Annotated in this window: 23 protein-coding genes; 19 read left to right on the forward strand and 4 right to left on the reverse strand. The window is 61.7% G+C overall.

The features are described 5' to 3' along the window. Window positions 1–87 precede the first annotated feature (87 nt). The 8 genes from rplO (at window position 88) to AC1RLZ_RS02130 (ending at window position 6,678) form a co-directional block, all read left to right on the forward strand. A complete protein-coding gene (rplO, locus tag AC1RLZ_RS02095; RefSeq protein ID WP_493187274.1) occupies window positions 88–573 on the forward strand; it encodes a 50S ribosomal protein L15 in 486 nt (161 codons plus the stop codon). A gap of 150 nt (window positions 574–723) precedes the next feature. After that, window positions 724–2,055, forward strand: coding sequence for a preprotein translocase subunit SecY (gene secY, locus AC1RLZ_RS02100; protein ID WP_371424914.1), 1,332 nt, complete (start codon window positions 724–726; stop codon window positions 2,053–2,055). Continuing rightward, window positions 2,052–2,975: an adenylate kinase gene (locus tag AC1RLZ_RS02105; RefSeq protein WP_493187275.1), complete on the forward strand. Its 924-nt coding sequence runs from the start codon at window positions 2,052–2,054 to the stop codon at window positions 2,973–2,975. Before secY ends, AC1RLZ_RS02105 begins: the two co-directional genes overlap by 4 nt. 181 nt (window positions 2,976–3,156) lie before the next feature. Then, window positions 3,157–3,525 (forward strand): 30S ribosomal protein S13, encoded by a 369-nt coding sequence (gene rpsM / locus AC1RLZ_RS02110; protein WP_116661812.1) that lies wholly within the window; start codon window positions 3,157–3,159, stop codon window positions 3,523–3,525. A 134-nt stretch (window positions 3,526–3,659) separates the two neighbouring features. Then, entirely contained in the window at window positions 3,660–4,049 is a 390-nt protein-coding gene (rpsK, locus tag AC1RLZ_RS02115; protein ID WP_068731453.1) for a 30S ribosomal protein S11, read from the forward strand. Window positions 4,050–4,147: 98 nt separating this feature from the next. Beyond that, window positions 4,148–5,179, forward strand: coding sequence for a DNA-directed RNA polymerase subunit alpha (locus tag AC1RLZ_RS02120; protein ID WP_371424916.1), 1,032 nt, complete (start codon window positions 4,148–4,150; stop codon window positions 5,177–5,179). 150 nt (window positions 5,180–5,329) lie between these two features. Beyond that, on the forward strand, window positions 5,330–5,746 hold the full coding sequence (gene rplQ, locus AC1RLZ_RS02125; RefSeq protein ID WP_371424917.1) for a 50S ribosomal protein L17: 417 nt from the start codon (window positions 5,330–5,332) through the stop codon (window positions 5,744–5,746). 137 nt (window positions 5,747–5,883) lie between these two features. After that, window positions 5,884–6,678, forward strand: coding sequence for an SDR family NAD(P)-dependent oxidoreductase (locus AC1RLZ_RS02130; RefSeq protein WP_493187276.1), 795 nt, complete (start codon window positions 5,884–5,886; stop codon window positions 6,676–6,678). 109 nt (window positions 6,679–6,787) lie between these two features. On the opposite strand, the gene AC1RLZ_RS02135 is transcribed toward AC1RLZ_RS02130, so the two are convergent. Both AC1RLZ_RS02135 and AC1RLZ_RS02140 read right to left on the reverse strand, forming a co-directional pair. After that, window positions 6,788–8,233, reverse strand: coding sequence for an OprO/OprP family phosphate-selective porin (locus tag AC1RLZ_RS02135; RefSeq protein WP_493187277.1), 1,446 nt, complete (start codon window positions 8,231–8,233; stop codon window positions 6,788–6,790). Window positions 8,234–8,584: 351 nt separating this feature from the next. Continuing rightward, the gene (locus AC1RLZ_RS02140; protein ID WP_493187278.1) at window positions 8,585–9,598 is read right to left on the reverse strand and encodes a zinc-binding alcohol dehydrogenase family protein; all 1,014 of its coding nucleotides are present in this window, start codon (window positions 9,596–9,598) and stop codon (window positions 8,585–8,587) included. A 120-nt stretch (window positions 9,599–9,718) separates the two neighbouring features. Here AC1RLZ_RS02140 and AC1RLZ_RS02145 point away from each other — a divergent pair, with 120 nt between their 5' ends. Continuing rightward, window positions 9,719–10,120 carry a winged helix-turn-helix transcriptional regulator gene (locus tag AC1RLZ_RS02145; RefSeq protein ID WP_493187279.1) on the forward strand — a complete coding sequence of 134 codons (402 nt, stop codon included), beginning with the start codon at window positions 9,719–9,721 and terminating at the stop codon, window positions 10,118–10,120. Window positions 10,121–10,125: 5 nt separating this feature from the next. Here the strand turns inward: AC1RLZ_RS02145 and AC1RLZ_RS02150 are convergent, their stop codons facing one another. Then, a complete protein-coding gene (locus AC1RLZ_RS02150) occupies window positions 10,126–11,601 on the reverse strand; it encodes an OprO/OprP family phosphate-selective porin (RefSeq protein ID WP_493187280.1) in 1,476 nt (491 codons plus the stop codon). Between the two features lie 312 nt (window positions 11,602–11,913). Between AC1RLZ_RS02150 and AC1RLZ_RS02155 the strand changes: the two genes are divergently transcribed. From AC1RLZ_RS02155 to AC1RLZ_RS02200, 10 genes are all read left to right on the forward strand, one after another. Next, window positions 11,914–13,323, forward strand: coding sequence for a DegQ family serine endoprotease (locus tag AC1RLZ_RS02155; protein ID WP_493187281.1), 1,410 nt, complete (start codon window positions 11,914–11,916; stop codon window positions 13,321–13,323). Then, on the forward strand, window positions 13,320–14,651 hold the full coding sequence (locus AC1RLZ_RS02160; RefSeq protein ID WP_493187282.1) for a replication-associated recombination protein A: 1,332 nt from the start codon (window positions 13,320–13,322) through the stop codon (window positions 14,649–14,651). The genes AC1RLZ_RS02155 and AC1RLZ_RS02160 overlap by 4 nt, the downstream gene beginning before the upstream one ends. Beyond that, a complete protein-coding gene (locus AC1RLZ_RS02165) occupies window positions 14,648–16,108 on the forward strand; it encodes an RluA family pseudouridine synthase (protein ID WP_493187283.1) in 1,461 nt (486 codons plus the stop codon). Before AC1RLZ_RS02160 ends, AC1RLZ_RS02165 begins: the two co-directional genes overlap by 4 nt. A 4-nt stretch (window positions 16,109–16,112) precedes the next feature. Beyond that, window positions 16,113–16,793, forward strand: a complete 681-nt coding sequence (bluB, locus tag AC1RLZ_RS02170) for a 5,6-dimethylbenzimidazole synthase (protein WP_493187284.1) — start codon at window positions 16,113–16,115, stop codon at window positions 16,791–16,793. Between the two features lie 29 nt (window positions 16,794–16,822). Then, a complete protein-coding gene (locus AC1RLZ_RS02175; RefSeq protein WP_493187285.1) occupies window positions 16,823–17,146 on the forward strand; it encodes a hypothetical protein in 324 nt (107 codons plus the stop codon). 76 nt (window positions 17,147–17,222) lie between these two features. Further along, entirely contained in the window at window positions 17,223–18,014 is a 792-nt protein-coding gene (locus tag AC1RLZ_RS02180) for an ATP12 family chaperone protein (protein WP_493187286.1), read from the forward strand. Between the two features lie 57 nt (window positions 18,015–18,071). Beyond that, a complete protein-coding gene (gene fliK / locus AC1RLZ_RS02185) occupies window positions 18,072–19,808 on the forward strand; it encodes a flagellar hook-length control protein FliK (protein ID WP_493187287.1) in 1,737 nt (578 codons plus the stop codon). After that, window positions 19,805–20,071 carry an EscU/YscU/HrcU family type III secretion system export apparatus switch protein gene (locus AC1RLZ_RS02190; protein WP_493187288.1) on the forward strand — a complete coding sequence of 89 codons (267 nt, stop codon included), beginning with the start codon at window positions 19,805–19,807 and terminating at the stop codon, window positions 20,069–20,071. Before fliK ends, AC1RLZ_RS02190 begins: the two co-directional genes overlap by 4 nt. Window positions 20,072–20,307: 236 nt before the next feature. Then, complete coding sequence (locus AC1RLZ_RS02195) at window positions 20,308–20,757, forward strand: hypothetical protein (protein WP_493187289.1); 450 nt, start codon at window positions 20,308–20,310, stop codon at window positions 20,755–20,757. Then, a complete protein-coding gene (locus tag AC1RLZ_RS02200; RefSeq protein ID WP_493187290.1) occupies window positions 20,750–21,979 on the forward strand; it encodes an HlyD family secretion protein in 1,230 nt (409 codons plus the stop codon). The genes AC1RLZ_RS02195 and AC1RLZ_RS02200 overlap by 8 nt, the downstream gene beginning before the upstream one ends. 99 nt (window positions 21,980–22,078) lie before the next feature. On the opposite strand, the gene AC1RLZ_RS02205 is transcribed toward AC1RLZ_RS02200, so the two are convergent. Next, window positions 22,079–22,549, reverse strand: coding sequence for a DUF4260 domain-containing protein (locus AC1RLZ_RS02205; protein WP_493187291.1), 471 nt, complete (start codon window positions 22,547–22,549; stop codon window positions 22,079–22,081). Between the last annotated feature and the right edge of the window lie 173 nt (window positions 22,550–22,722).

Below are 22,722 nucleotides of genomic sequence, written 5' to 3' on the forward strand. Positions count from 1 at the left end.
GTTGCCGCAGGGATGACACTGTTGACCTTCGAGGTCCGGATCTGCCGGTAAGCCTCGGGAAAACAGGGCGAAACAGGGAAAAGAACGATGAAGCTCAGCGATATCGCCGATAACGCCGGCTCCCGTAAGAAGCGTATGCGCGTCGGCCGTGGCATCGGCTCCGGCAAGGGCAAGACTGCGGGCCGCGGCGGCAAGGGCCAGACCGCACGTTCGGGCGTCCGTATCAAGGGCTTCGAGGGCGGCCAGATGCCGTTGCATCGTCGTCTGCCGAAGCGCGGCTTCAACAACATCTTCCGTCTCGATTATGCCGAGATCAACCTGGACCGTCTCCAGGATGCGATCGATGCGAAGACCCTCGACATCAAGGCCGTGATCAACGCTGAATCGCTGGTGAAGGCTGGCGTTCTGCGCCGTTCGAAGGCTGGCGTGCGTGTTCTCGGCCGTGGCGAGATCAAGGCCAAGATCAACATCGAAGTGCATGGCGCCACCAAGACGGCGATCGAAGCCATCGAGAAGGCCGGCGGTTCGGTGAAGATCATCGCGCCGAAGAAGGCCGACGGCGAAGCTGCGTAACATCTGCGGCATCGCCTGCGTCCGCGGGCGACCTTGCGTGATGTGGCAGTAGATTTTATCAATGCCGAGCACCAAATAATGTCCGGTCTCCGCTGCATGCCCCGCTCTTTCGGGGCATGATGGCGAAAGGGGCGCGGGAGAAAGCCAAACATGGTCTCTGCAGCAGAGCAATTAGCAGCAAACCTCAACTTTTCGGCCCTCGGCAAGGCCGATGAACTGAAGAAGCGCATCTGGTTCACACTGGGTGCGCTGCTTGTTTATCGGCTCGGCACCTATATTCCGCTGCCCGGCATCGACCCGGCCGCGTGGGAGCAGGTGTTCAAGCAGCAGGCTAGCGGCATCCTCGGCATGTTCAACATGTTCGCGGGCGGCGGCATCAATCGCATGGCGATTTTTGCGCTGAATATCATGCCGTATATTTCGGCATCGATCATCATCCAGCTGCTGACGACCGTATCATCCCAGCTCGAAGCCCTCAAGAAAGAGGGCGAGGCGGGCCGCAAGACGTTGAACCAGTACACCCGTTACCTGACTGTCATCCTGGCCGCGTTCCAGTCCTACGCCATCGCGGCAGGGTTGCAGGGCGCCGGCAATGTGGTCAGCGAACCCGGCATGTTCTTCCTGATCTCGACCTCGGTCACGCTGACCGGCGGCACCATGTTCCTGATGTGGCTGGGTGAGCAGATCACCTCGCGCGGCATCGGCAATGGCATCTCGCTGATCATTCTGGCCGGCATCGTGGCTGAGCTTCCGTCGGCGATCGCCAACATGCTCGAGCTCGGACGTCAGGGCGCTCTGTCGACCGGTTTGATCCTGGTCGTGATCGTGATGGCCGTCGCCGTGATCGCCTTCATCGTGTTTGTGGAGCGTGCGCAGCGCCGTCTGCTGATCCAGTATCCGAAGCGCCAGGTCGGCAACAAGATGTTCGAGGGCCAGTCCTCGCATCTGCCGCTCAAGCTCAACACCTCGGGCGTCATCCCGCCGATCTTCGCGTCATCGCTGCTGCTGCTGCCGGCCACCATCGCCAGCTTCAATGCGGGCAAGGGGCCGGAGTGGTTCCAGTGGATCACCACGCAGCTCGGCCACGGCCGTCCGCTGTTCCTGATCTTCTATGTGTCGTTGATCGTGTTCTTCGCGTTCTTCTACACGGCGATCGTGTTCAACCCGACCGAGACCGCCGACAATCTGAAGAAGCATGGCGGCTTCATCCCTGGCATTCGCCCGGGTGAGCGGACCGCAGAATACATCGACTATGTGCTCTCGCGCATCACGGTGCTCGGCGCTGCCTATCTCGCCGTGGTCTGCTTGATCCCCGAGATCCTGATTTCCTACGCCTCGGTGCCGTTCTACTTCGGCGGCACGTCGCTGCTGATCGTGGTCAGTGTCACGATGGATACGGTTGCCCAGGTGCAGGGTTATCTGCTGGCGCACCAGTATGAAGGTTTGATCCGCAAGTCGAAGCTGAGGGGCCGGCGCAAATGAGGTTGATTCTTCTCGGGCCGCCGGGGGCGGGCAAGGGAACTCAGGCACATCGTCTTGTCGAGCGTCACAACATCGTTCAGCTGTCCACGGGTGACATGCTGCGCGCTGCCGTGGCGGCCGAGACCGAGGTTGGCCTCAAGGCCAAGGATATCATGGCCGCCGGCGGGCTGGTGCCAGACGACGTCGTGATTGGAATTATCTCGGATCGCATCGAGCTTCCGGATGCGGCCAATGGCTTCATCCTCGACGGCTTCCCGCGCACCGTGCCGCAGGCCGAGGCGCTGGATGCGCTGCTGAAGTCCAAGGGACTCCACCTCGATGCCGCCGTCGAACTGCGCGTCAATGAGAGCGCGCTGCTGCAGCGGGTGGAAGCCCGCGTTGCGCAGATGATGGAGCGCGGCGAGACCGTGCGTATCGACGATACGCCGGAAGTGCTGTCGAAGCGCCTGGCGAGCTACCGGACGTCGACCGAGCCGCTGGTGCATTATTATTCGGAGAAGCGGAAGCTGGTGACCATCGATGGCATGATGACCATCGAAGAGGTGACAGCTGAGATCAACCGCGTGCTGGCAGCGATTCTCGCCGCCGATGCGTCGGCGAAGAAGCCGGTCCGCAAGGCGGCGAATAAGGCCGCTGCCGCCAAGCGCGAATCTGCGCCCGCGAAGAAAGCTGTCAAACCTGCCAAGAAGGCAGCCAAGGCCGCGAAGAAGGCCAAAAAGGCGCCCGTAAAGGCTGCCAAGAAGACAGTGAAGAAGGCGACCAAGAAATCGGCCAAAAAGGCGGTAAAAACGGCCAAAAAGGCTGTAAAATCCGTTTCCCAGGCCAAATCCAAGAAAACGGCCAAAAAGGCGGTCAAAAAGCCAGCCAAGAAGGCCGGTAAAGTGACCAAGAAAGCCGGCAAAAAGCGCGCCAAACGCTAGAGCAGGTTGACGGAACGAAGTCGAATACTTTAATAAGGCCCTCATCCAGTCGGAAGATTCCAGACGATGCCGGGCCCCACTGAAATCCAGGGGACGGGCGTCGTGTTCGCGTTTGTGAATGCCCGCCCGACAAAATGACGATAATGCCGGTTCGTGATGGACTGGTGACAGGAGAGAACTTGTGGCCCGTATCGCCGGTGTAAACATCCCGACCAACAAGCGCGCGCTGATCGCGCTGCAGTACATCCATGGTATCGGCCAGAAGAATGCTGCCGACATCCTGGAGAAGGTGAAGATCCCCGTGGATCGTCGCGTCAATCAGCTCAGCGACGCAGAAGTTCTGCAGATCCGCGAAGTCATCGACCGCGACTATCTCGTGGAAGGCGATCTTCGTCGCGAGACGGGCATGAACATCAAGCGTCTGATGGACCTCGGCTGCTATCGCGGTCTGCGTCATCGTCGCGGTCTGCCGGTTCGTGGCCAGCGCACGCATACCAATGCGCGCACCCGCAAGGGCCCGGCCAAGTCGATCGCCGGCAAGAAGAAGTAATTTGCGCGAGTAGCGGGTGGCGAGTGGCGAATAGGGGGCTCTTCCCTTACTCGCCATTCGCTACTCGCCATTCGTTTTTTTCGGTGTAGCCGCTGGCATTACGGCGGCGTTTGAGATCTTCAGAAAGGTTAGAGATGGCAAAGGAAGCCGGACGTATCCGTCGTCGCGAGCGCAAGAACATTGCATCGGGCATCGCGCACGTGAATTCGTCGTTCAACAACACGACCATCACCATCACCGACGCGCAGGGCAATACGATTGCCTGGTCGTCGGCAGGCACGATGGGCTTCAAGGGCTCGCGCAAGTCGACGCCGTATGCAGCGCAGGTTGCTGCTGAAGACGTGTCGAAGAAGGCGCAGGAACATGGCATGCGCACGCTGGAAGTCGAAGTTGGCGGTCCGGGCTCGGGTCGTGAATCGGCTCTCCGCGCTCTGCAGGCCGCGGGCTTCACCGTCACCTCGATCCGCGACGTGACCTCGATCCCGCACAATGGTTGCCGCCCGCGCAAGCGTCGGCGCGTTTAATAATTTTAATCGCGGGTGGCTCGGCTGCCCGCGATTGCTTTTGCGATGCGACTTACGCGGACTGATCCGCGATCTCCAACGCCAGTGAGTTTGATGGCATGGGTGACACAGTGACGATCCAGAAAAATTGGCAAGAACTTATCCGGCCGAACAAGCTGCAGGTAACCCCTGGCAGCGATCCAACCCGTTTTGCGACCCTGGTTGCCGAACCGCTCGAGCGTGGTTTCGGTCAGACCCTCGGTAACGCACTCCGCCGCATCCTGCTGTCCTCGCTGCAGGGCGCTGCCGTGCAGGCGCTGCACATCGACGGCGTGCTGCATGAATTCTCCTCGATTGCCGGCGTGCGTGAAGACGTCACCGACATCGTGCTGAACGTGAAGGACATCTCGATCAAGATGCTGGGCGAAGGCCCGAAGCGCATGGTCGTGAAGAAGCAGGGCCCGGGCGTCGTAACCGCCGGCGACATCCAGACTGTCGGCGACGTGACCGTTCTGAATCCTGAGCTGCAGATCTGCACCCTCGACGAGGGCGCTGAGATCCGCATGGAGTTCACCGTTGCCGGCGGCAAGGGCTATGTGGCTGCCGAGCACAACCGTCCGGAAGATGCGCCGATCGGCCTGATCCCGATCGACAGCCTGTACTCGCCGGTTCGCAAGGTGTCGTACAAGGTCGAGAACACCCGTGAGGGTCAGATCCTCGATTACGACAAGCTGACGATGACCATCGAGACCAACGGTGCGCTGACGCCGGATGACGCGGTGGCTTATGCCGCGCGCATCCTGCAGGACCAGCTCAACGTGTTCGTGAACTTCGAAGAGCCCCGCAAGGAAGTTGCTCAGGAAGTCATCCCGGATCTCGCTTTCAACCCGGCTTTCCTCAAGAAGGTCGACGAACTCGAGCTCTCGGTGCGTTCGGCAAACTGCCTGAAGAACGACAACATCGTTTACATCGGCGACCTCGTTCAGAAGTCGGAAGCAGAAATGCTCCGCACTCCGAACTTCGGCCGCAAGTCGCTGAACGAAATCAAGGAAGTGCTCGCCCAGATGGGTCTGCATCTCGGCATGGAAGTGCCCGGTTGGCCGCCGGAGAATATCGACGAGTTGGCCAAGCGCTTCGAAGATCACTACTGAGGGCGAATAGGGAATGGCGAGTAGCGAACAGGATATATCCATTCGCTACTCGCTACTCACCATTCGCGCTTTGGGCGAACGCAGGCAGCCCACCTGCAACATGATGTCCGACGAACCGTCGCGGCAAACTGAGATATAAGGAATATTCCAATGCGTCACGGCAAGGTTCATCGCAAGCTCAACCGCACCGCAGAACATCGCAAGGCGATGTTCGCCAACATGTGCGCGTCGCTGATCAAGCACGAGCAGATCATCACCACGCTTCCGAAGGCCAAGGAGCTCCGCCCGATCGTGGAGAAGCTCGTCACCCTCGGCAAGAAGGGCGGCCTCCACATGCGTCGCCAGGCGATCAGCGAGATGAAGGATCAGGATCAGGTTCGCAAGCTGTTCGACGTGCTGGCCAAGCGCTATGCCGACCGTCAGGGCGGCTACACCCGCATCATCAAGGCCGGCTTCCGCTACGGCGATAACGCCCCGATGGCGTTGATCGAATTCGTTGATCGCGACGAAGATGCCAAGGGCAAGGATTCGGGCCCGGTGCAGGGCGGCGCGTCCGAAGCGGCGTAAGCCACATTCATCAGACTTTCGGAAAAGCGGCGCCTTGTGCGCCGCTTTTTTCGTTTGCGGTCAACCGCGCGTGACCTGCGTTGCGGATGGCGTCGTTCGTTCCGATATCAGCTCCATCATTCAATGGGAGCACGCATATGAAGATCGATCTGACGGGCAAGACGGCACTCGTGACGGGCTCGACCGCTGGCATTGGCCATGCCATTGCCAGGGGCCTGGCCGCCACTGGTGCTCAGGTTGTTGTAAATGGCCGCAACCAGGGCAAGGTGGACGCGGCGATCGCTGCGATCACCAAGGCCGTATCCGGGGCCAAGGTGAAAGGCGTCGCTGCCGACGTATCGACAGCGGAGGGCTGCAACGCGCTGGTGTCGGCGCTCCCCGAGGTCGATATCCTCATCAACAATGCCGGCATCTTCGAGCCCAAGGGCTTCTTCGATATTCCCGACGAAGACTGGACGCGCTTCTTCGAGGTCAACGTCATGTCGGGCATCCGTCTGTCGCGCGCCTACATGCAGGGCATGCTGAAGCGCAACTGGGGCCGCATCGTTTTCATCTCGTCGGAATCCGGACTGAACATTCCGGGCGAGATGATCCATTACGGGATGACGAAGACAGCGCAGCTCGCGATCTCGCGCGGCCTCGCGGAGCTCACCAAGGGCACGGCTGTGACGGTCAATTCCGTGCTGCCCGGACCGACCATGTCGGAAGGCGTGGAGACCTTCGTCAAGGATCTCGCCAAACAGAACGGGCAATCGGTCGAAGAGGCTGCTTCCAACTTCGTCAAGCAGCACCGTTCGACGTCGCTGATCCAGCGCTTCGCCACCGTCGAGGAGATCGCCAACATGGTGGTCTATGTCTCATCAAAGGAAGCGGCGGTCACCAACGGCGCGGCACTGCGTGCCGAAGGCGGAATCGTGCAGACCATTGCGTAAGCGTACAGCCCGCAAAAGTGCAAGGCGGCGCCGAAGCGCCGCCTTTTGTTCGTCGTGGGACCGCGGGCATGCAGCCCCGAGCCGGGAGGATTAAAGGAGCGTCTTGCGCTTAGAAGGCTACCTGGGTGCGCATCGCGAACACGTCGTAGTCAGCACCGGTGTTCACGTTGCTGTTGACGGCGAACTTGTCGACGGTGCCGTGGATCCAGTTGAACATGAAGCGCATGTTCTGGTTCACGTACCAGTTCACGCCGACCGTGGTGTTCTTCAGTTCACCGCCGCGAATGACGCCGTCATTCAGGCTGGCGTAGCTGTAGCGCACCGCCAGTTCCCATGCACCGAGATCGCCGGTCGCGAAGTTGACCGGGCGAGCCGGGTTGATACCGCCGAAGGCACCTGCCGACGTGCTGTACTTGTGCTGTTCGCCGGTCAGTACATAGCTGGCCTGGCCGTAGCCGCCGTTGAAGCTCAGGTCGGACAGACCGTTGCTGCGCTGGATGTTGTAGTCGAAGTATTCGCCCGATGCCATGAAGCTGCCGAACTTGACGGCGGCTTCGCCGCTCAGCACGCGGGCATTGTTCACGAAATTCATGGTGCCGGTGTTGAGCAGTGCGTTGGTGGCCGGATCGACGCGCACTTCGATACGATCATTCATGCCCAGCGTGTTGTTGGTCACACCGCCGGTCTGGGCGAGATACAGCGCGTCGAAGCCGACGAGGACGGTGCCGACCTCGTTGTTCATCGGGAGGCCGACAGCGCGGAAGGTGGCGCCAAGCGGCTGCGGGATCGAGTGATTGACACCTGCGCCCGTGGTCGGACCGGTCACGTAAGCGCCGACCCAGTATTGATCGCCGAATACCTGACCACCGAACGCGGCGCGGTTGTCACCGGCGGCGAGGCCGGTCGCGAGGACCTGCGATGCAGCGCGCTCCATGAACATGATGTTGTTCGAACTGGTGGCTTCATCCAGCGTATAGGGCACGTCGATATAGCCGCCCTGGATCAACAGGCCCTTGACGCCCTTATAGGCGACATAGGCGTTGTTGAGAGTGACAGTGCCGTCGGTGGTGCCGCCGGCGTCGACGATCACACCGTATTCCCAGTCCTTGTTGAACGTGCCGATCAGGCCGAGGCGGGCACGACGGGCGTTGATGCCGTCATTCACGCTCTGGGGGCTGGTGCCGGCGGACTTCGGCGAGAACGAATAGGCTGCGGTGTCGAGGTGCAGACGTCCGGTGACGGCAATGCAGTTCATGCCATCCGCTGTGCAGAAGGTCGGGCGGTTACCCGGCATCGTCAGGTTCGCGTCGAGGAACGGCACGGCCTTCTTATGCATGGCGGCGTTGGCATTCGCGAAATTCTGCTTGACCGATTCCGTCTGCTTTTGCGTGGTGTTCGCTTGCTTCTGAACGTTATCGAGCTTCTTTTCCAGCGCGCGGAGCTGCGCCTTCAGCACTGCGATCTCGTCATTGGATGACTGCGCATGCGCCGGGCCGGCGGCCAGCGCGCCGATCACGCCGATCGTGCCCAAGATTTTGTGTGTCGTGAAAGACATAGAGTACCCCTGTGGAAGACAAAATCCTATACGCCCCGCGAATCGCTTCGCAGGTGGTGACCCGTATGGATCTGTGTTTTGTGATCCTGTGAGAGAGAACGTCCGAAGCCGTTCCCACGTTTACAAGCGAGCTACTGTTGAGCTCGGGCGCAACCTAGGCAAGCTTTGCGACAGTTTTGTAAAACCCGCATAGCATTGCGGTGAATGACGCTGCAGTGTCGCTTTTCGATCACACGCATTTTAGATAATTAGCTATTTAAGTTAGCTATTTATACGAACAGAGCGCATCCGAGGATGCGCTCTGTTGTCGTGGGTGTCTCCAGGAGAGGATTTCGAGGCGGCAGTTCGTGATCACCAGCCTTCGAGCACGATTTTACCGTGCGATTTTCCGGACTCAAGCAACGCATGCGCGCGCTTGAGATTCGCTGCATTGATGGTGCCGAAGGTCTTGTCGAGCGTGGTGCGCAGCACGCCCTTGTCGATGAGGTCCGCGACGTCGTTGAGGAGGTAATGCTGCGCGATCATGTCGGGCGTCTGAAATGAAGATCGCGTGAACATGGATTCCCAATGCACCGATACGGCCTTGCCCTTGAACGCGGACATGTTGAATTCCACGGGATCGTCGATCAGCCCGAGCTTGCCCTGCGGCGCGATCAGGTCAGCGAGCGTCTTGTAATGCTGTTCAGTGCCAATCAGGCTTGCGATCAATGCGACCGGCGGCAGCTTCAACCCGTCGATCTGCTGCTTCAGCGGCTTGCTGTGATCGATCACCGCATGCGCGCCGAGATCCTGGCACCACTTGATTGTCTCGGGCCGCGATGCCGTTGCCACAACCGTGAGGCCGGTAAGGCGGCGCGCGAGCTGGATGAGGATGGAGCCGACACCACCGGCACCGCCCATGATGAGCAACGTGCGCGGATCGTGGCTCTTGCCGGGCGCGACGCCGAGCCGATCGAAAAGCAGCTCCCAGGCGGTGATCGTGGTGAGCGGCAACGCCGCAGACTGCGCGAAGGAGAGCGAGGAGGGCTTGCGGCCGACAATACGCTCATCGACCAGATGGAACTCTGCATTGGTGCCCTGGCGCTGGATCGAGCCGGCATAGAACACCTCGTCGCCCGGCTTGAACATCGTGACGTCGGGACCGACAGCATCAACGACACCGGCAGCGTCATAGCCGAGGATCTTGGTCTCGCCGGCCGTCGGCGCTGCGCGCTTGCGTACCTTGAAATCGACGGGATTGGCCGAGATGGCCTTTACCGCCACGCGGATGTCACGGCCGGTCGGTTCGGGTTTCGGAGCCTCGAAATCGACCAGCGCGTCAGCCGCGTCAATCGGGAGGGATTTGGTGTAGCCGACTGCCTTCATTGGGTGCGCTCCATAGCTCTTGGCGGGAATGTCCCGAAGAGGTGTCCCGAGGCGGCAATAATTGCAAGTACTGTCATTTCAGGGATATAGTCACCGAATGGATACTATTGGACATTTGCGATGAAACGGCGCGATTTCGGCAATGGGCCGGGCTGCCCGGTCGAGGTGACGCTCGATCTGATCGACGGCAAATGGAAGGGCGTGATCCTGTATCATCTGCAGGAGGGCAGGCTGCGTTTCGGCGAGCTGCGCAAGCTGATGCCGCGGATCACCCAGCGCATGCTGACCAAGCAGCTGCGCGCACTTGAGGAGGACGGGCTGATCGTCCGGACGGTCTATGCCGAGGTCCCGCCGCGTGTCGAATATGCGTTGTCGGAAACCGGGCTTGGATTGCGCCCGGTGATCGATGCACTCAAGAAGTGGGGCGACGCGCACAAAATGCGCCAGAAGCCGGAAGCTGCAGTATCGCGCAAGGAGACAGGAGCGGCAGGTCAGGCCGCTCCCACTGTTGTCACAAGCTAAGCGGTTTAGAAGGCGATCTGCGTCCGCATCCCATACGTATCGTAGTGCGCACCGATATTCGCTCCGGCGGCGTTGCTCTTGGCGACGCTGCCGTGCACCCAGTTGAACATGAAACGAATGTTCGAATTGACGTACCAGTTGACGCCCAGTGTCGTGTTCTTCAATTCGCCGCCGAGGACGTTCAGGTCATTAAGCGTCATCTGGCTGTAGCGTCCGGCGATTTCCCAGGCGCCCCAGCCGCCGCCCTCGTAGCTTGCGGGATTCTTCGGATTGATCCCGCCATAGGAGCCGGTCACCGGATTGTATTTGCGGCTCTCGCCGGTGATGACGTAGCTGGCCTGCGCGTAACCGCCGTTGAAATGCAGATCGGGCAGGCCGTTCAGCTGGTTGACCCTGTAATCGAAATATTCGCCTTGCGCATAGAAGCTGCCGATCTGTCCGGCGGCTTCACCGCTGAATACCTGCACACCCTTGACGTTGGTGAGGAATGGATTGGCGTTGAGCAATGCGTTGGTGCCAGGATCAATCCGGAATTCGATCCGGTCGCTAAATGACGACAGCGTGTTGGTCCCGTTGACGCCGCCCGTGTCGAACAGGAACTGGGCGTCGGCGCCCAGAAGGAGCGAGCCGTTCTGATTGTTGATCGGTACGACTACGCCGCGTGCTGTCGCGCCGTATTGCGGACGGCTGCTGTGATTGGCGCCGGCAGTGGGACCCGTGGCATAGGCGCCGAGCCACCACCAGTCGCTGTTGGTGCGCATGCCGAATGCCGAGCGCGCATCGCCCGACGCGATATTGGTCGCGACCGTTTGAGACGATGCGCGTTCCATGAACATGATATTGTTGGAGCTCGTCGCTTCATCGAGCGTGTAGGGGACGTCGAGATAGCCGCCTTCGACATAGAGGTTCTTGATCCCCTTGTAGGTCAGGAAGGCATTCTCGAGTGAGCTCGTCGATGGGCCGTCCTGCGATCCGCCCATATCGAAAATGAGGTTGTAGTCCCAGTCTCCCGCAAACGTGCCGACCACGCCGATGCGGGCACGACGGGCATTCACCCCGTTCTGCGCGGTTTGCGGCGCGGTAAGCGCTGTGTTGGGGCGATAGTCGTAACCGCCGGCGTCGAAGTGCAGGCGGGAGGTGATGGCGACGCAGTTCAGGTTGTCGTCGGTGCAGATCGTCGGCCGGTTGCCCGGCATTTTGACGTAAGCCCCGATTGTATGGAGCAATGGTCCTTTCGTCGGATATGCGGCGCTAGCCTTGGCGACGCTGACATTGGCATCGGCCTTTGCGTTCGCATTGGCGGCTGCTGTGGTATTTGCGGATGTCTGTTTCTGCAGTCGGTCGAGCTTCTGTTCCATCAGCCGCAGCTGTCGTTTGAGAAGCGCGATTTCCGCATCTGCACCTGTGGTTTCGGCTTGCGCCTGATTGGTGGCGAGCAGTCCAACGAGGCCGGCTGCGGCCCCCCATTTCGCGATCGACATGGTGTGACCCCTAGGTTGTGCAACTTGCCAAGCCTCGCGCAAACATCGTCCCTGCGAAAGTTGATTTTGTTTCTTGTGCACCGGTGTGATTGTTCTGAAGGGGGCGAATCGCAGGGCCAAATCGCAATCATTTGGGCTTTAGGATATTGATCATATAGTTTCAAAAAGCGGCGAGCAGCCTCGCGTTGCCAGTTCGGCATGTCCGTATAAGCCCGATGGACGAGGCCCGGCGCGCAGCCGAATTCCTTCCGGTGCCCTTCTATTGCCCAGCTGAACGGCCTATATTCCCGGCGATTTCCTTGTGAGGCCCTGATGTTCCCTTATTTTCGCGCTGCTGCGACTGCCACTTTGTGCGCCATTGTCCTGTCGTCCGCACCCGCGCCGGCCGTCGCGCAAGATCGCCGGGTCCCGACTTCGCCCACGGAAATGAAGCTGTCCTATGCGCCGATCGTGCAGCGGGTGCAGCCGGCGGTGGTGAATGTCTACGCGGCCAAGACGGTGCAGAACCGCAATCCGTTGCTGGACGATCCGATCTTCCGCCGCTTCTTCGGCGGGCAGGGCATGCAACCGGAGCAGATGCAGCGCTCGCTCGGTTCCGGCGTGATGGTCGATGCGTCGGGGCTGGTCGTCACCAACAACCACGTCATCGAAGGGGCCGATCAGGTCAAGATCTCGCTGGCGGACAAACGCGAATTCGAAGCCGAGATTGTGCTGAAGGATAGCCGCACCGATTTGGCCGTGCTGCGCATCAAGGACACCAAAGAGAAGTTTCCGACGCTGGATTTCTCCAACTCCGACGACTTGCTGGTTGGCGATGTCGTGCTGGCCATCGGCAATCCGTTCGGCGTCGGTCAGACTGTGACACACGGCATCATCTCGGCGCTGGCACGCACGCAGGTCGGCATCACCGACTATCAGTTCTTCATCCAGACCGATGCTGCGATCAATCCCGGAAATTCCGGCGGTGCGCTGGTCGACATGACCGGCAAGCTGGTCGGTGTGAATACTGCGATCTTCTCGCGTTCCGGCGGCTCGCAGGGCATCGGCTTTGCGATCCCGGCCAACATGGTTCGCGTCGTCGTGGCCTCCGCCAAATCAGGCGGCAAGGCCGTGAAGCGTCCGTGGCTCGGCGCGCGGCTGCAGAACATCACGCCTGAGATCGCCGAGACGCTCGGCCTGAAGGCGCCGTCCGGCGCTCTGGTCGTCAATGTGACGCCGAACAGCCCGGCGGCGAAGGCCGGCCTCAAGGTCTCCGACCTGGTAACGGCGATCGATGGCCAGACCGTCGAGGATCCGAACGCGTTCGAATATCGCTTCGCGACGCGGCCGCTCGGTGGCACCGCGCAGCTCGACGCACAGCGTGGCGGCAAGCCGGTGAAGCTGACCGTTGCGCTTGAGGCGGCGCCCGACACAGGCCGTGACGAGATCACACTGACGGCGCGTTCGCCGTTCCAGGGCGCGAGGGTCGCCAATATCTCCCCGGCGGTCGCCGATGAACTGCGGCTTGATTCCGGCACCGAAGGCGTCGTCATTACCGAACTCGCCGATACGGCAACAGCGGCTAGCGTCGGCTTCCTGAAGGGCGATCTCATCGTCGCAGTCAACGGCATCAAGATCGGCAAGACCAGCGATCTCGATAAAGTCACGCGCGATGGCGCGCGGCTGTGGCGCATCGTCGTGATGCGCGGCGGCCAGCAGATCAACGTTACACTCGGCGGATGAGCCCGAAACAACCCACGCCTTCTGCAAACCTGTTTGCCGCAGCTGGGCTGGAGCAGGACGCGCCGCGTCCGCTCCCGGAACGGTTGCGGCCGCGTGTGCTGTCCGATGTGGTCGGGCAGGATCACATCCTCGGGCCCGACGGCGCGCTGACGCGCATGCTGGAAACGCGGACATTGGGCTCCCTGGTGTTCTGGGGACCGCCCGGTACCGGCAAGACCACGGTGGCGCGCTTGCTTGCCGATGCCACCGAATTACAATTCGAGCAGATTTCTGCGGTGTTCTCCGGCGTCGCCGATCTCAAGAAAGTATTCGAAGCCGCACGCGCCCGCCGCGAGATGGGCAAGGGCACGCTGTTGTTCGTCGACGAGGTGCATCGCTTCAACAAGGCGCAGCAGGATTCGTTCTTGCCAGTGATGGAAGACGGCACCGTGGTGCTCGTTGGCGCCACGACCGAGAACCCATCCTTCGAACTCAACGCCGCTCTGCTGTCGCGTTCGCGTGTGCTGGTATTTCAATCGCTGGATGCGGCGGCGATCGAGAAGCTGTTTGCCAACGCGGAGAAGATCGAAGGCCGGCCGCTGCCGCTCGATGCCGAGGCGCGCGCCGTACTGGTGCGCATGGCCGATGGCGATGGGCGCGCTGCGCTGACGCTGGTCGAGGAAGTCTGGCGCGCCGCACGGACCAATGAAGTGTTCAACGCGGCGCAACTGCAGGACATCCTGCAACGCCGCGCGCCGATCTACGACAAGTCGGCCGATGGTCACTACAATCTGATCTCGGCGCTGCACAAGTCGGTACGCGGCAGCGATCCCGACGCCGCGCTGTATTACCTGTGCCGGATGCTCGATGCCGGCGAGGATCCGCTGTTTCTGGCGCGCCGCGTGGTGCGAATGGCGGTAGAAGACATCGGCCTTGCCGATCCGCAGGCGCTGGTGATCTGCAATGCCGCCAAGGACGCCTATGATTTCCTCGGCCATCCCGAAGGGGAACTCGCCATCGCGCAGGCCGTGATCTACATCGCCACCGCGCCGAAATCGAATGCCGCCTATATGGCCTACAAGGCCGCGATGCGGACCGCGAAAGAGGGCGGCTCGCTGCTGCCACCGAAGCACATCCTGAACTCGCCGACCAAGCTGATGAAGTCCGAAGGCTATGGCGACGGGTACCAATATGACCACGACACGCCAGAAGGTTTCTCCGGGCAAGACTATTTCCCGGAAGCCTTGGGGCGGCAGACCTTCTATGATCCGCCGGAACGCGGGTTCGAACGCGAGATTCGCAAGCGGCTGGATTACTGGACCAGACTGAGGAACGAGAGACAATCATGAGCCGTCGCGACAAGAAGCCTCTCGCCAAGCGTGGTCCCGGTGGTGAGCGCAGCAAGGCGCCGCGAGGCAAGGGCGCCGCACCGAAGCGCGCTGCCTCCAAGGCCGCCCCGTCGAAGGGCGAGCGGCCGTCATTCGGCAAGGCTGGCCGCGTGAGCAGCGATCGCCCGATGAGCGCGCGTCCGCCGCGTGCGCGTGCCGGTGAACGCTCAGAGTGGGCCGAGCGGCCGGAACGTGCCGAGCGATCCGAACGCCCTCAGCGTGCCGAGCGAACCGAGCGCTTCGATGCGCCGCAGCGGTCCGAGCGACCGGCCAGCAAACGTCCGCCAAGCTCACGTCCTTCCAGTTCGCGTCCGGGCGGCAAGCCCGCGCCGCGCTATGGCAACGCGCCGCTGCGTGAGCCACAGGTGCCCGCGCCCTATCTCGATGAAGAGCCGGCAAAGCCGGAAGTTGCGCCAGCGCCGTTGCCCACCGCCGTGCAGAACGTCATCGTCACGCCTGACGAGAACGGCATGCGCGTCGATCGCTTTCTCGAAGCGCATTTCCCCGGCCTGTCATTTTCCCATATCCAGCGCATCGTCCGTAAGGGCGAGCTGCGCGTGAACGGCAAGCGCGCCGACAGCAAGGATCGGCTGGAAGAGGGACAGACCGTCCGCATTCCGCCCCTCAAACTCGATGCGCCCAAGGTCGTCGGTGAACTCTCGGAGGCTGCCAATAAAACTCTGCAGGCGCTCAAGGAGATGACGATCTACGAGGACGCCGACGTCATGGTGTTGAACAAGCCTGCCGGCCTTGCGGTGCAGGGCGGTTCGGGCATGACGCGTCACGTCGACATGATGCTGGAAGTGATGCGCGACGCCAAGGGACAGAAGCCGCGCCTGGTGCACCGTCTCGACCGTGAAACGTCGGGCTGCCTGTTGATCGCCAAAACGCGCTTCGCCGCCACCAAACTCACCGGCGCGTTCCGCGAACGCTCTGCGCGAAAAATCTACTGGGCGCTGGTTGCCGGCGTGCCGAAGCCGAAGCAGGGCCGCATCTCGACCTATCTGGCCAAGGAAGAGAACGAGGAAGACACCATCATGCGCGTCGCCAAGCATGGCGACGAAGGCGCAAGCCACGCGGTGACGTATTACGCAGTGGTGGAAACCTCGGCGCAGAAACTCGCCTGGGTCTCGTTGAAGCCGGTGACAGGACGTACGCATCAGTTGCGCGCGCATATGGCGCATATCGGCCACGCCATCGTCGGCGACCCGAAATATTTCAACATCGAGAACTGGCAGTTGCCGGGCGGCATCCAGAAGCGCCTGCATCTGCTGGCGCGCCGCATCGTGATCCCGCATCCGCGTGGCGGCGTGATCGACGCGACGGCGCCGCTGCCGCCGCATATGCTGCAATCGTGGAACTTGCTCGGTCTCGAACACGACCGGTTCGATCCGATCGAGAACGCACCGGAAGAGTAGGGCGTTGTCGGGCTCCGACAACATCCCATGCGCGACGTCGGCAACCGCCGAGGCGTCCGATTTCGACGCCGCGTTTCGCACGCGTCTGCATGATCTGTTTGTGTGGCGTCGAGATGTCAGGCGCTTCAAGTCCGATCCACTGCCCGCGGGCTTTCTCGATCGCCTGCTCGATACTGCGTGCCTCGCGCCTTCGGTGGGCCTGAGCCAGCCATGGCGCTTCGTCATCGTCGATGATGCGTCGCGCCGTCAGGCGGTGCTGGAGAATTTCAGCGCCTGCAATGCCGAGGCATTAAGTGCCTATACCGGCGATCTCGCGCAGAGCTATGCGACGCTCAAGCTCGCCGGCCTGCGCGAAGCGCCATGCCACCTCGCGGTATTTGCAGACCACGCGACGGAGGTCGGCCACGGCCTCGGCCGCCGCACCATGCCGGAAATGGCGGATTATTCGGTGGTGACGGCGATTGCGACCATGTGGCTCGCCGCGCGCGCCGAAGGCATCGGCATGGGCTGGGTCTCGATCCTCGACCCTGCTGCGATCGCCGTGACCCTCGATATACCTCGTGACTGGCGGTTGATCGGCTATTTCTGCATCGGTTATCCGGAGATCGACGACGATCGGCCGGAACTCGAGCGCGCCGGATGGGAACGCCGTCATTCGGCGGCGGATCACATTGTCCGGCGCTGATACTTGATGTGGTGCGGGATCGTGACAACATGGGACCGATGAGACATCGCTCCATCCCATTCGCTGTGTTGGTCGCCGTTGTGGCGGCGCTTTCTGCTGCGCCTGTATTCGCACAGGTTATCGGAGTGCCTGGCAACCCGGCGCTGATCACGCCGCTGCCGCCTGCACCGCCGCCGCCGCGGATCGAGGTACCTGTCGTGCCGCAACTGGGCGATCTGCCACGACAACAGAATGTGCCGCAGGCGCGGCGCTCCTTCAGTGATCGCATCACCGACTGTCTCCAGGACGGAGCCGCAGCGGGACTCACCCCGAGTGATCGCGCAACCTATTCGCGGGCTTGCGCCAATCGCTGACACGGGCGATTTGATCTCGCGTGGCGCCCGTCTGTCGCGTAAATTGACGGCTGGCGAACAGGGATTGAGATCATCGATGCGTGAATTGTTTGACGAAGTGTACGGCCAGTCGCAGCTCGATCCGCAAGAGGCGGTGCGACGGTCGACGCGTGGTCCGCAGCGCAAGCGTTTCTACAAGACCGTCGGGTTGAGCGGAACACCGGACGGCTATGCCATCACGCTCGACGACAAGACCGTACGCACGCCGTCGCGCCATCCGCTGGTCGTTCCTGCGCGCGCCATTGCCGAGGTCATGGTTGCGGAATGGGATGCACAGCAGGATGTCATTGATCCAACGAGCATGCCGGTGACGCGCTTGGCCAACAGCGTGATCGATGCGATCCGCGATGAGGCACAGACCCAGGCGGTGGCTGACGATATCACCAAATACTTCAGCACCGATCTGCTATTCTATCGCGCGGGCTATCCCGAGGCGCTTATCGCGCGCGAGGCTGCGGCATGGGACCCTGTCTTGTTCTGGGCTGCCGATGATCTCGGCGCTCATTTTATCCTGGCTGAGGGCATCGTGCATGTCAGCCAGCCCGAACAGGCCATCGCATCTGCCCGTGCGGCGCTGCCGAGCGATCCATGGGCGATCGCCGCGCTGCATCTGGTGACGACCATCACCGGCTCGGCGCTGCTCGCGCTGGCGCTGCTCCATGGCCATCTCAATGCCGATCAGGTCTGGACCGCTGCCTTTGTCGACGAGGACTGGAATATCGAGAAGTGGGGCCTCGACGAGGAAGTCGCGGCGCGGCGCGCGGCGCGGCAGGTGGACTTCAAGGCCGCCGTGCTGGTGCTGAAGGCGGTCGCGCCGTCAACGAGTTAATGCGAAGTTAACGACCGTTAACTAGCGTAGCGGCACCATTGTCCGGTGCCGCTCACCATGCCGATTGCCGTCAATTCGATCTTACCGGTTGTCTCTGCGCAGGGCGTGGCGAGCGAAGTCGCGTTTCAGCCCGGCAGCGTGATTGCCGGCCGGGTGCTGTCGGTATCGCCAGACAATCAGGTCCGTATCGCCATCGGGCACAGCACGATCGACGTGCAATCGCAGGTGCCGCTGCAGGCCGGGCAGGTGCTGCAATTCGCAGTGTCGAAGACGGACAATGGCAATGTCCAGCTTGCCATCGTCACACCGCAGAATACAGGTGCGGGGCAGGCGGGCGGTACGTCCTCCAGCGACGTGACCCTCGCGCCAGACCTGCCTATCAATCTCGCCAATGCCATCGCGACCTCCAAGATCCAGCTGACATCGCTGGAAGCACAGGCGATCTCCACCGCCACGCAAAGTGCCGTGACGCAACAGGCGAGCCTGGCGACGCTGTTTGCCAATCTCGGTGCTGCAACCTCGCTGAAAGGCTTGCCGCAGCAGTTGCAGCAGGCGGTCGCGCAGGTACTGGCCCAACGTCCGCCGCTTGACGCCCAGCTCACCGGCGAGGAAGTCAAATCGGCATTCCAGAATTCCGGTCTGTTTCTGGAGGCGTCGCTGGCCAAGGGATCGCTGCCGCAGGGCGGGCTGTCCGACATGAAGGCGGCATTGATCGTGTTGCGTCAGGCGTTGGCCACGACGCTCGCCACCGCGAGTCCGACCCAGAGCACGACGCCAGCACCGGCGAATGCAGCGACACCGGTGGCCGCGCCGGAGCAGCCAGCATCGGCATTGGCAAATGCGCTCCCCAATGCCGCGGCGCAGGTCACGACACAGCAGGCGCAAGTCGCTGCGGCGACAGTGGTCATGCTGCCCAAGGCGAACATCAAGAACGATCCGCTGCAGCAGGCTGGACTTCTCGCCGCAGACGAGCACGTGCTCGATGTCCCGGCTCAGACCGCACAGGCCGTGGCAAAACCCGCCGAAGCGGCTGCACGCCTGGTGACCAACGGGGCAGCCCTTAATCTGCTTCGCGACGCGCTGCAGGCGGCGCCTAAGGGCATGGGCAGCGCGGCATCGCTGGTGTTCGACGACAGCATGATGATGGATCTGTTGCCCGCTGCGAAGGCGCCAGCGGGCCAGCAGGGTACTGAGACGAACGTCGCACGCAATACCTTGCCGCCACCGCCGTTGCGCGGTGGGCTGCCGACGGCGCAGCCCATGGCTCTGCCGACGCTTCCGGCAAATGCGCCGCTGGGTGCGGCTGTACATCATCTCCTTGCGGATACCGATGCCGCGCTGGCGCGCCAGACACTGCTGCAGGTGGCATCGCTGCCTGATCGGGCGGATGGCCTTGCCGCGCCGCGGCTCGATCAGGCATCGCCGCGCTGGAGTTTTGAAATTCCGTTTGCGGTGCCGGCTGGCACGGCCATGGCACAGTTCGAGATTTCGCGTGACGGCGGCACTGGTAGCGAGGCTGAAGCGGCCAAGCAGGTCTGGCGTGCGCGCTTCTCGCTCGATGTCGAGCCCGCCGGCCCGGTGCATGCGCTGGTCTCGCTGACCGGCGACAAGACGTCGGTGCGGATGTGGGCCGAACGTCCTGCGACGGCGCTGCAGTTGCAGGCCGGTACCGCGCAGCTCAATCAGGCGCTGATCCGTGCCAATTTGCAGCCAGGTGACATCGTGGTGCGCGAGGGTGCACCGGTGCAGCCCGCACCCGCGTCGGCGGGGCATTTCCTGGATCGTGCGCTATGATCGTGCAGCCTAAAAGATCGCTCGCCGTCGCGCTGCATTACGACAAGACCGGCGCGCCGCGCGTTACAGCGAAGGGGCAGGGTGCGATCGGTGAGAAGATCATCGAGGTCGCCAAGGCCCACGACATTCCGATCGAGGAAAACGAAGTGCTGGCCGGTGCGCTCTCCAATGTCGAACTCGGCGATGAGATTCCGGCCGAGCTCTACAAGGCCGTCGCCGAAGTGCTCGTCTTCGTGCTGCGGCTGTCAGGCCGCGCGCACTAGCTGCATCATTCGGCCGCGAAACATATCAGACCGTTGAGTTGTTCTGCGCCGGCCTTTCGAGGCTGGTGATCTCGCATCCGCGAGCTATCAACCTCAGTGCGGCCGGTGTGAACGTAGATTTGTTGCAGCGCATTTCCTATCGTGTACAAGCTGATTCTTGCCAAGCTCGCGCTTTGTGCGACTATGGAAATTGAAACAGGCGCCTGCTCGCCTACACTGTTGGAATGGGGGATCATGTGAGCGAGACGCTAAATCCGAACGCTCCGCATCATCTGCCTGGCTTCATCACGGCTCCCGGCGATACTGACACGCTCATGGTTGTGGTCGGAATCGTTCTGATCGGCTCCATCTTGATGGTCGGCAATCTGTATCTGCGCCTGCACAGCATGCCGGAGCGCATGGCGCACAAGTCGCAGAAGCTGCAGTTTGAAATCGTGGCCGTGTTGGGTTTGATCGCATTGTTCACCCACAACCATCTGTTCTGGATAATCGGGCTGTTGCTGGCGATGATCGATCTGCCGGATTTCAGCACGCCATTGCGCAGTATCGCAGGATCGGTGCGGAAGATTGCCGACGGCGATGCTACCAGCGATCCCGTCGAATCTTCTAGTGAACCACCACCGCTTTCCACCGCGGTGGAAACATCGAGCCGTCCCAGCGAAGCCGGAGGGCACGGTCATGTTTGAGCTTCTCCTCTGCTCACTGCTGACGGTCTTTCCGGATTATCTCTATCGCCGCTACGCACAAGGCAAGCGCCTGGGCCGGGAGATCACGTTCTATTCGGTCTGGTTCGAACTCAGGTGGGGAATCACGGCCTGCGTGATGCTGACGGTCGCTCTGATCACCGTCATTTTCTATTTTCATCCATCGACGACAAGCGCGACCTTGTTCTATCGGACCGTGCCGATTCTTCCCGAGACCAATGGCCGGGTGGCGGAGGTGCACGTTCAGTTCAGTGCCCCGGTCAGGAAAGGCGACGTGATCTTCCGGCTCGATAACGCCAAGCAGGAAGCGTCGATGGAGACCGTGCGGCGCAAGATTGCCGAAATCGATGCAGCCATGCTGGCGGCGCAGGCCGATATTCTGAAGGCCGAAGGACAGGCGCAGGAAGCCAAGGGGTCCTTTCAACAAGCGTCGGACGAACTCGATACCAAACGTGAGTTGCAGAAGCGCAATCCCGGGATGGTGCCGCAACGTGATATCGAAAAACTCGAGGTGCTGCTGGCAGGCCGCCAGGGAACGCTAGACGCGGCCATGGCTGCGCGACAATCCGCGATGACACGTGTCACCGCGCTGTTGCCGGCGGAGAAGGCCAGCGCGCAGGCGGCACTTGCGGAGGCGCAGGTCGATCTCGACAAGACGTTCATTCGCGCAGGCGTCGACGGACGCGTCGAGCAGTTTACGCTTCGCGTTGGCGATGTCGTCAATCCGGTCATGCGATCAGCGGGCATTCTCATTCCCGCGAATGCGGGCCGCGCGCTCTCGGCAGGGTTTGGGCAGATTGAAGCGCAGGTGATGAAAGTGGGCATGGTTGCCGAGGCAACCTGTATTTCGAGGCCATGGACCGTCATCCCGATGGTGGTGACCGGCGTACAGGACTATATCGCGGCCGGTCAGTTCCGTGGCGGCGAGCAGTTGGTGGATGCGCAGCAAGTTCGTGCGCCGGGCACCATCCTCACATTCCTGGAGCCGATCTATCCAGGTGGCCTTGACGGCGTGACACCTGGCAGCAGCTGTATCGTCAACGCCTATACAAGCAATCATGACGCCATCGCCGCAAAGGGGATCGGCACTTTCAAGTGGCTGGCGCTGCATGTTGTCGATGCCGTCGGGCTCGTCCACGCAATGTTGCTGCGTATCCAGGCGTTGTTGCTTCCAGTCAAGACACTGGTGATGGGTGGCCACTGAGCTCAGCATGTCCTGTCATGCTGCTGGCGATGGCGGAGGAGAACACGCCGCCCGCCAAGGAGGGCGCCGCTCAAGCCGGGCGAGCCGTGAGTTCGTGTATCAGGCGGCCTTGATCGGGTTGCCCGTGGTCGGGTTTTCCGCTGCGGCTGTCTTGGTGGCCGATGTGGTCGCATCCTTGCCGATGCGGCCGAGATGGGTGAAGCGGAAACCGGCATCATATTTCAGCCCATAGCCGAGCGCGCGATCGAAGCCGATGTGGGCAAACCAGACCAGGGAGATCGAACCCGCGATCGGCTCGGCGGTGGCGATACCGGCGAGAGCGAGCAGCAGCGGCGCGATGGTCGCATGCACCAGATTATAGACGCCTGCGCCGATCCGCGGGCCAGCCAGATAGGCCAGCATGCTGAGGTCCGGGACAAAGAAAAACAGCGCATAGACCTGCCAGGGTCCGCCCGAGATCCAGTAAAACAGCGTCATCCCGATAAAGAGCGCCGCGCCTTCCCAGCGCAGCAGGTCGCGTACGCCGCCCGTGGCTGCACCACTGTTCTCATTGATCACGATATTGGCCATCCTGCGCCCTCCCTTGTCTGACCCCGATATAGGCAGGATCGCCGCCGGCGCCATGCGATTTTGGGGGATTCAACCCTTCCCGATGGGCGTTTCCACCGCCGAAAACCCCATGCTAGAACCTCGCCCAAACCCTGCGGCCCAGGTGGCCGACGAGCAGGCGATAACACGTGACA

Source organism: Tardiphaga sp. GW822-FHT04G09, assembly GCF_058800725.1.

Coding starts and splice junctions, on each gene's coding strand:
- rplO (WP_493187274.1), top strand. CDS start 88: ATGAAGCTCAGCGATATCGCCGATAACGCCGGCTCCCGTAAGAAGCGT.
- secY (WP_371424914.1), top strand. CDS start 724: ATGGTCTCTGCAGCAGAGCAATTAGCAGCAAACCTCAACTTTTCGGCC.
- AC1RLZ_RS02105 (WP_493187275.1), top strand. CDS start 2,052: ATGAGGTTGATTCTTCTCGGGCCGCCGGGGGCGGGCAAGGGAACTCAG.
- rpsK (WP_068731453.1), top strand. CDS start 3,660: ATGGCAAAGGAAGCCGGACGTATCCGTCGTCGCGAGCGCAAGAACATT.
- AC1RLZ_RS02120 (WP_371424916.1), top strand. CDS start 4,148: ATGGGTGACACAGTGACGATCCAGAAAAATTGGCAAGAACTTATCCGG.
- rplQ (WP_371424917.1), top strand. CDS start 5,330: ATGCGTCACGGCAAGGTTCATCGCAAGCTCAACCGCACCGCAGAACAT.
- AC1RLZ_RS02130 (WP_493187276.1), top strand. CDS start 5,884: ATGAAGATCGATCTGACGGGCAAGACGGCACTCGTGACGGGCTCGACC.
- AC1RLZ_RS02135 (WP_493187277.1), bottom strand. CDS start 8,233: ATGTCTTTCACGACACACAAAATCTTGGGCACGATCGGCGTGATCGGC.
- AC1RLZ_RS02140 (WP_493187278.1), bottom strand. CDS start 9,598: ATGAAGGCAGTCGGCTACACCAAATCCCTCCCGATTGACGCGGCTGAC.
- AC1RLZ_RS02145 (WP_493187279.1), top strand. CDS start 9,719: ATGAAACGGCGCGATTTCGGCAATGGGCCGGGCTGCCCGGTCGAGGTG.
- AC1RLZ_RS02150 (WP_493187280.1), bottom strand. CDS start 11,601: ATGTCGATCGCGAAATGGGGGGCCGCAGCCGGCCTCGTTGGACTGCTC.
- AC1RLZ_RS02155 (WP_493187281.1), top strand. CDS start 11,914: ATGTTCCCTTATTTTCGCGCTGCTGCGACTGCCACTTTGTGCGCCATT.
- AC1RLZ_RS02160 (WP_493187282.1), top strand. CDS start 13,320: ATGAGCCCGAAACAACCCACGCCTTCTGCAAACCTGTTTGCCGCAGCT.
- AC1RLZ_RS02165 (WP_493187283.1), top strand. CDS start 14,648: ATGAGCCGTCGCGACAAGAAGCCTCTCGCCAAGCGTGGTCCCGGTGGT.
- AC1RLZ_RS02175 (WP_493187285.1), top strand. CDS start 16,823: ATGGGACCGATGAGACATCGCTCCATCCCATTCGCTGTGTTGGTCGCC.
- AC1RLZ_RS02180 (WP_493187286.1), top strand. CDS start 17,223: ATGCGTGAATTGTTTGACGAAGTGTACGGCCAGTCGCAGCTCGATCCG.
- fliK (WP_493187287.1), top strand. CDS start 18,072: ATGCCGATTGCCGTCAATTCGATCTTACCGGTTGTCTCTGCGCAGGGC.
- AC1RLZ_RS02190 (WP_493187288.1), top strand. CDS start 19,805: ATGATCGTGCAGCCTAAAAGATCGCTCGCCGTCGCGCTGCATTACGAC.
- AC1RLZ_RS02200 (WP_493187290.1), top strand. CDS start 20,750: ATGTTTGAGCTTCTCCTCTGCTCACTGCTGACGGTCTTTCCGGATTAT.
- AC1RLZ_RS02205 (WP_493187291.1), bottom strand. CDS start 22,549: ATGGCCAATATCGTGATCAATGAGAACAGTGGTGCAGCCACGGGCGGC.